Genomic DNA, 975 nt, shown 5'->3' with positions numbered 1-975 from the left:
TTAAGTACTAAATACAATTTCATGTCTTAAATTTATACAGGAGATTTACCTTGCTTGATATCATCGCGCTTTTTATAAAAGTAAATCATTACAAAACATTTAATGAAGCGTCAGTAAAGTTAAATATTCCTTTACCCACTTTACAAAGAAAAATAAAAAAACTTGAAGAAGACTTATCGTTAGCGTTGTTTTATCGTGAAAAAGGAAGTTTGCGATTAACAGAACCTGGAAAGAGTTTTTATAGCCACTGCCTAGCCCATGTAGAAGGTTTACAAACTACGCTGTGCAATTTTAAGAATTTCAGTGAAAATAAAGTGAGTAAAATTAAACTAATAGCGCCGCAAAACTTTATAAAGAGTGTGTACTTCTCAGGCGTTATAAATCAATTCACATTACTTTATCCAAATATTAAAATTCATATGATGCTTTCGGATGAACGCCTTGATTTAAAAGCCACCGAGTTTGATTTAGCCATTAGAATTGGAGAACTAGATAGCTCACAAAATATATGTAAAGTCATTAACCAAATGAGTTTTGTTTTAGCTTGTTCATCGAGTTTAATTGAGCAATATGGCATACCAAGTAATTTTGACGATTTAGCTAAACTACCCCATATATCGTGCTCGCCATTCGAAAACTGGTCCTTTAAAACAAATAAAAATGAACAGGTAATTTTTAAACCTCAACCTAACTTTATTTCTAACGATATAGAAATGTGTGCCTTAGCTGCTATTGAAGGAAGAGGTGTATATTATGGCCCTAAATATTGTTTATTACCGCATATAAAAGACGAAAGCTTAGTTGAAGTATTAACTCAGTTCAAACCCATAAAGCGAGATGTAAACCTGATATGGCCTGATAAATTAATTCCAAAAAGCACACGCTATTTAATTGATTTTTTAGAGCACTCTCTCAAAGGAATCAAAATGTAGCTACCGCAGCATTAATAATTTAATTAATTTTTGTAATGTTTAA

1 protein-coding gene is annotated in these 975 nt (G+C 31.4%); it reads left to right on the top strand.

All coding sequences use genetic code 11. From position 1 onward, the window contains the following. Positions 1-50: 50 nt before the first annotated feature. Positions 51-932 (top strand): LysR family transcriptional regulator, encoded by an 882-nt coding sequence (locus A9479_RS19460; RefSeq protein WP_064664330.1) that lies wholly within the window; start codon positions 51-53, stop codon positions 930-932. The last annotated feature ends 43 nt before the right edge of the window (positions 933-975 follow it).

This window comes from Pseudoalteromonas sp. MQS005, from assembly GCF_001661605.1.
Lineage (GTDB): Bacteria > Pseudomonadota > Gammaproteobacteria > Enterobacterales > Alteromonadaceae > Pseudoalteromonas > Pseudoalteromonas tetraodonis.
Note: the sequence above shows the minus strand (reverse complement) of the source record. Positions and strands in the feature narration are given on the sequence as shown.